The organism is Terrisporobacter sp. (assembly GCF_017888745.1).
Lineage (GTDB): Bacteria > Bacillota > Clostridia > Peptostreptococcales > Peptostreptococcaceae > Terrisporobacter.
Genome location: NZ_JAGHFM010000190.1, coordinates 1 through 6,138 on the forward strand (window position 1 = coordinate 1; position 6,138 = coordinate 6,138).

At 27.3% G+C, this 6,138-nt stretch carries 6 protein-coding genes and 1 pseudogene; 1 reads left to right on the forward strand and 6 read right to left on the reverse strand.

What is annotated here, in order from left to right:
* The 4 genes and pseudogenes from J7G74_RS09340 to J7G74_RS09355 form a co-directional block, all read right to left on the reverse strand.
* Positions 1 to 254: pseudogene (locus tag J7G74_RS09340) on the reverse strand (Asp-tRNA(Asn)/Glu-tRNA(Gln) amidotransferase subunit GatB); the annotation flags it as partial.
* Positions 255 to 270: 16 nt separating this feature from the next.
* Entirely contained in the window at positions 271 to 1,716 is a 1,446-nt protein-coding gene (gene gatA / locus J7G74_RS09345; RefSeq protein WP_297134511.1) for an Asp-tRNA(Asn)/Glu-tRNA(Gln) amidotransferase subunit GatA, read from the reverse strand.
* A gap of 12 nt (positions 1,717 to 1,728) precedes the next feature.
* Positions 1,729 to 2,004 (reverse strand): Asp-tRNA(Asn)/Glu-tRNA(Gln) amidotransferase subunit GatC, encoded by a 276-nt coding sequence (gene gatC, locus J7G74_RS09350; RefSeq protein ID WP_297134514.1) that lies wholly within the window; start codon positions 2,002 to 2,004, stop codon positions 1,729 to 1,731.
* 413 nt (positions 2,005 to 2,417) lie between these two features.
* A complete protein-coding gene (locus tag J7G74_RS09355; RefSeq protein WP_297134517.1) occupies positions 2,418 to 2,957 on the reverse strand; it encodes an NADH peroxidase in 540 nt (179 codons plus the stop codon).
* A gap of 210 nt (positions 2,958 to 3,167) precedes the next feature.
* Between J7G74_RS09355 and J7G74_RS09360 the strand changes: the two genes are divergently transcribed.
* Positions 3,168 to 3,758 (forward strand): manganese efflux pump MntP, encoded by a 591-nt coding sequence (locus J7G74_RS09360; RefSeq protein ID WP_297134519.1) that lies wholly within the window; start codon positions 3,168 to 3,170, stop codon positions 3,756 to 3,758.
* 58 nt (positions 3,759 to 3,816) lie between these two features.
* Here J7G74_RS09360 and vanT read toward each other — a convergent pair whose 3' ends face one another.
* Together vanT and J7G74_RS09370 are read right to left on the reverse strand one after the other, a co-directional pair.
* Positions 3,817 to 4,989 (reverse strand): serine racemase VanT catalytic subunit, encoded by a 1,173-nt coding sequence (gene vanT, locus J7G74_RS09365; protein WP_297134521.1) that lies wholly within the window; start codon positions 4,987 to 4,989, stop codon positions 3,817 to 3,819.
* A gap of 237 nt (positions 4,990 to 5,226) precedes the next feature.
* Positions 5,227 to 5,562 (reverse strand): hypothetical protein, encoded by a 336-nt coding sequence (locus J7G74_RS09370; protein WP_297134524.1) that lies wholly within the window; start codon positions 5,560 to 5,562, stop codon positions 5,227 to 5,229.
* Positions 5,563 to 6,138 lie beyond the last annotated feature (576 nt).

Here is a 6,138-nt window from a genome sequence, read left to right on the forward strand (position 1 = left end):
TCTGGATAAAAATAATTTTTTCTATCCATTTTGCTGTAATTATTTATTCTACACTTTACTGCTTTACCAGCTTTTATAGCTAGATTAACTACTTCTTCATTTAATATAGGTAGTGTTCCTGGCATTCCTAGACAAATTGGGCATGTATTTTCATTTGGTTTAGCTCCGAATTCTGTTGAGCAAGAACAAAAGATTTTTGTATTTGTTTTTAACTCTGCGTGAATTTCTAAACCAATAATAGTTTCTAACATCATGATCTACACCTCCTACTTAAAATTTAAGTGATAATTTTTTCTCTAGAGCATAAGCAACTTTAGAACATTTATCTTCAGTAAATTGATCACCTATTAGTTGAAAGGCTATTGGGAGTACTTCTTTGCTTATTCCTCCTGGCATTGATAATGCTGGAACTGTTGCTAAGTTTATGTTGATTGTATAAATGTCAGCTAAGTACATTGCAGTAGTATCTTCACACTTTTCTCCTATTTTAAATGGTAGTATAGGAGATGCAGGACTAATTATAATGTCGTATTTTTTGAATGCTTCTTTGAAATCATTTTTTAGTTTATCTCTAAATTTTTTAGCCTTATTATAATAAGCATCATAATAACTAGAAGATAGTACATAAGTTCCAAGCATTATCCTTCTTTTAACTTCTTTCCCGAAACCTTCACTCCTGCTTTTTTCAACTAAGTCTTCCACACTACTGTATTCTTTAGTTCTATATCCGTATCTTATCGAGTCAAATCTAGCTAAGTTTGAACTAGCTTCTGCAGAAGAAATTATATAGTAAGGTGCAAGACTATCTTTTATTATTGGTAATGAAAATTCTTCAACTTCTGCACCTAATTCTTTTAAAATTTCTATATCTTTGTATAGTGCATCTCTTATTTGTGTATCTAGACATTTTTCTTCTATAAGCTCAACTGGAATACCTATTTTCATTCCTCTTATACCCTTATCTATATCTTTAGTATAATCTTTTATGTCTAAACCTTTAACAGTAGTTCCATCAAAGTCATCTTCTCCTGCTAAAATGTTTAACAAGTAAGCATTGTCCTCAACACTTCTTGAAAACGGTCCTATTTGATCAAGAGAGGAAGCGAAAGCTATAAGACCAAATCTAGATACTAAACCGTAAGTTGGCTTCATTCCAACTATTCCACAAAATGCAGCCGGTTGCCTTATTGAGCCACCTGTATCCGAACCTAATGATAAAGGTACCATGTCAGCTCCAACGGCTGCTGCAGATCCTCCAGACGATCCTCCTGGTACTCTTGTATTATCTATGGGATTTTTAGTAATCTTAAATGCTGAGTTCTCTGTTGATGACCCCATTGCAAACTCATCTAAATTTGTTTTACCTATTAGTATAGCATCTTCATCTTGTAACTTTTTAATTACAGTTGCATCATATGGAGGTATAAAGTCTTCTAACATTTTTGATGCACAAGTAGTAAGTACACCCTTTGTACAAATGTTATCTTTTATGGCTATAGGAATACCAGAGAGCTTCCCTACTTTTTCACCTCTTTTTATTTTTTCATCTATCTCTTTAGCTTTCTTCAAGGCTATCTCCATTTGTATTAATAGGAAAGCTCCTATTGTTTCCTCTTTTTCTTCAATTTGTTTTAAATAATATTTTACAACTTCTTCTGATGTTATTTCTTTACTTTGAATTTTTTCAACTAATTCTTTTATTCTGTAATTTTTCATCAAAGTATCCTCCTACTCAATGATTTTAGGAACTTCAATCAAAGTTTCTCTCATTAATTTAACATTTCTATATAAATCATTAATCTCACATTTTTTACACATATCTTTTCTTACAACTGCCACATTAGGTCTTGTTATTTCTACTTCATCTAACTTTAAGTTATCCAACGTTTTAAATTGATCTAGTATAATCTCAAATTCGCTTGCAAAAGCAACTGCCTCTTCATCATCAAATCTTAATTTTGCTAATTTTGCAATATACATAACATCATCCTTAGTTATTGACACTTTTTTCACCCTTTCTTTTTTATTAACAAATAATAAAATCAATCTATTCATATATCTTGATATAAAATTTACTTCTTTTATATTTGAATACTTTAACATTTTCATCATAAACATTTGTCTTTATAGTATTTTCTAGTATTTTGTATTTATGTCAATTTTAACAATTTTCCCCACTGTATTAATAATTTATTATATAAAAAACGCCCCTATACAAATATATAGAGACGTGATATAAATCAACATATAATTTACTCTTTTAATCATCGAATTTTAATATAAATCTTTATACCGAAATTATTATAAGTTAATTTTTATTCAAATGCAACAATATTTTTAATTCTTTAATATTAATATTTATTTTCATGATTTAATTATATCTACTTAGATTTATTTTCTACTTAATTTTTTAATTGTTAGAAATATTTATTAAAAAGATCTAAAAGAATCTTACTATGTCTAGCTTCATCTTCAGACATCTTCTGTAAAGTCTCATAAATTATATCTAATCCCAGTGCCTTTGCTTTTTTAGCTATTTTTAACTTTCCATCAATGGCTCCATTCTCTGCTACTATTCTAACTTTTAAATTTTTCTTTGTTGATTGGTCGACATTCTCTCCTAAAAATTGTGCAAATATGGATGCATGTTCAGCTTCTTCGTAAGCTATAGTTTTATATGTTTCAGCTATTTCTTGGTACCCTTCAATATTGGCCACTTGACTCATGGCTAAGTACATACCAACTTCACTACACTCATCTTTGAAATTTTCCCTAAAATCATTTATCATATCTGTATCTAATTCTTTGGCTATCCCTACTCCATATTTATCTAAAAAACTTAACTTTTCTTTACTTATTTCAAATTTATTTTTGGATTCTTTGCATACAGGACAAATTTTTGGAAAACTCTCACCTTCATAAATATATCCACAAATTGTGCAAATCCATGTTTCCATAATTACCTCCAAAAATTTGTAATTCATTCCTATCTTTTCTAATAATTATATTATGTATAATATTAATTATTTTTATACTTTAAATTTATTTATAAGATAACATGAATTTAAAAAATCTTATTCAAGAATAATATATATAAATTTAAATATATTAAAAGTAATAATAATTAGTAATTAGTCATATGAATATTTACTAAGGAGGACTAATTTATGGGTTTTGTTACTATAATTCTAACTGGTTTTGCCCTTGCCATGGATGCCTTTGCAGTTTCGGTCACGAAAGGTATGACATTGAGAAAAGTTAACTTTTACATATCTTTTAAAATTGCTTTTTTCTTTGGATTTTTTCAAGGGATAATGCCTTTTATAGGTTGGTTTATCGGCATAAGATTTCAATCATATATAACAGCTTTTGATCATTGGATAGCTTTGTTTTTATTATCTTTTATTGGCTTAAAGATGATATTTGAAGCTTTTGAAGATTGCAGAAATCCTGAACTTACAGTTACTTGCGACGGTGAAATAGATACAAAAGAATTAATAATTTTATCAATAGCAACTTCTATAGATGCTTTAGCTGTAGGAGTCAGCTTCGCATTTTTAAACATTTCTATACTACCAGTTTGTACAAGTATAGGAGTAATCACACTTTTACTTTGTTTTTTAGGTGTACTGATAGGAAAAAAACTAGGCTCATTATTTAAAAATTATGCTCAAATAATTGGAGGTATAATATTAATCTTAATAGGCATTAATATTTTAAATGAACATACAAATTTTATTTATAAAATGCTTAATTAACATCAAATATACTACATATAGAAAAGCTACAAATCATTAGATCTGTAGCTTTTAATAATTAAAAATGATATACTCTCTTTACTCTATTACCTATACAGCTTAATGTTTCATTAGTTATTGTTCCACTAAGTTCACTTACTTGATTTACAGGGAGATAATTATCACCATCTTGACCGAATATTGTAACTATATCGCCCTCTTTCACATCATCAATATTACTTATATCTATCATCATCTGGTCCATACATACGTTACCTATGATTCTTCCAAACTGACCATGTACCAGTACTTTACAATCCTTTTTTGATACAGCTCTAGAAAATCCATCTGCATATCCTAGAGTTACTGTAGCAATTCTCATCGGCTCATTTACAGTAAAATTATTACCGTATCCTATAGTTTCTCCTTCTTCTACCTCTTTTACCATTGCTACTTTACACCTTAAGGACATCACTGGTTTTAACTTTTCATTCTTAGGTAAATTTGCTAATATCTTATCACATGGATCACAAGAAACTCCATACAGTATAATTCCCGGCCTTGCTAAGTCAAGGTGGATACCTCTATATTTAACAATACCATAACTATTTTGAAGATGAACTTCTCCAAGTTCTATATTATCTAATTTCAATTCATCTATTATATAATTAAATTTGTCAATTTGCTTTCTTGTAAATATAATATCTTCTTCTAAATCACTATCTGCTCTAGATAAGTGGGAGAAAATTCCTGTTATATTTATATTTTTCAATTCATACATATTTTTAATCTTTTCCAAATGCTCTTTTGTTTCACCTAATCTATTCATACCAGTATTTAATTTAATATGACCCTTTACTATTCCTTTAATATTACTTAATTTCTTAGCATATGATTCATTTATCAATGTTTGTGTAAGATCATACTTTATTAATTCTTCTTTTTGGCAAACAGGAGTGTATCCTAAAACTATTATTTCATTTTTTATTCCACCTTCTCTAAGTTCTATACCTTCACTAATACATGCTACTGCAAAATGTTTAATTCCTATACCTTCAAAATAACTAGCTACCTCTACTGCTCCATGCCCATAGGCATTTGCTTTAACTACACCTACTATTTCACAATCTTCATCTAACATGTTTGAAATAACTTCAATATTATGTTTAAAGTTTGTTAAATTAATTTCTGCGAATGCTCTTAAACGAGATGTATCTATGTCTTCCCTTTTATTATATATTCTTGGTAACATTTTAAGATCCCCCTAATGTACTTGTATTATCCATATTAGGACTTGAAATCAATCTTATTTGTCATTATCCAGTGTTAATTAGATTATAGCATAGTTTTTTCATTTTTCTGAAAATTTAACAAAAAATAAAATTTAATAAAAAGCCATGAAATCATGGCTTTTTTCTAACTCTTTATATTTGTTATATTTATATTTTTAGTAATCTTTTTCATCAAAATAAATATATTTTTATATTTTTTACTTATTATCATTTTTTTTCTTTCCACAATGAGGACAATTTTCTCTTATCAGTCTTTTTGAATTAAATTCCTCAACTGCTTTTTTTAGTTCTTCCTCTTCCTCTTCTTGTCTTATGAATTCATCTTCATAAAATTTCATTCTTTCTTTTTCTTTAAAAATTTCTTCTATTTCATCTTCATCATATTCAGCTTTATTATTCTTCATTTTAACAGCTTTCCTAATTCCAATATATGCTCCTGCTGCTAATGAAGATGTTGCTACACCACATATAATTATATTTCTCATCTTTTTGTTTGCATTTGAATACTTTTCTATATATTTAAGACATTTCATAATTATATCTCCTTTCGAAAAGTTAATTATATAGAAATAGTATTTGTATTTAATTATAAAAAAAGTTATATAATTATATTTTTCTTTATGTAATTAATATTTATTTTTCAAAAAAAATCATTAAATATCAAAAAGTTCTAATTCTACTTTTTGTCTATCTAACTTTTGATTGAACATATAAAAGGAAGTGGCTTAAAAGTTATCTACCGAAAGTTGTTTAAATATTATACTCTTGATGAAGCTTAGTTCATCTGTACCATTTAAAAAGCTTCCTTGAAGAGTTTTAAGTGTTAGTTTGAGATATTTACCACTACCACTTCCTAATATAATAGTATTTATTTTAAAAATTTTTGTTCATATTTTTCTATAAATTTTAATTATTTATTTTATGTGAATTAGTAATATTTACTTAATAAGATTAATATGGTTTTATTTTTACCATTACTTTAGTATTCTTTTTAATCCTCATTTTCTAAACATTTCTCAGGATAAATATATATTACTTCCCATTCATTATCTTCATTCTTTTTATAATCAGCTATTTTTTTGTCTACACCATTAGTTAATTCATAAAAA

Excerpts from the sequence above, each read along its gene's own strand:
- gatA (WP_297134511.1), bottom strand. The coding sequence starts at position 1,716 with ATGAAAAATTACAGAATAAAAGAATTAGTTGAAAAAATTCAAAGTAAA.
- J7G74_RS09355 (WP_297134517.1), bottom strand. The coding sequence starts at position 2,957 with ATGGAAACATGGATTTGCACAATTTGTGGATATATTTATGAAGGTGAG.
- J7G74_RS09360 (WP_297134519.1), top strand. The coding sequence starts at position 3,168 with ATGGGTTTTGTTACTATAATTCTAACTGGTTTTGCCCTTGCCATGGAT.
- vanT (WP_297134521.1), bottom strand. The coding sequence starts at position 4,989 with ATGTTACCAAGAATATATAATAAAAGGGAAGACATAGATACATCTCGT.
- J7G74_RS09370 (WP_297134524.1), bottom strand. The coding sequence starts at position 5,562 with ATGAAATGTCTTAAATATATAGAAAAGTATTCAAATGCAAACAAAAAG.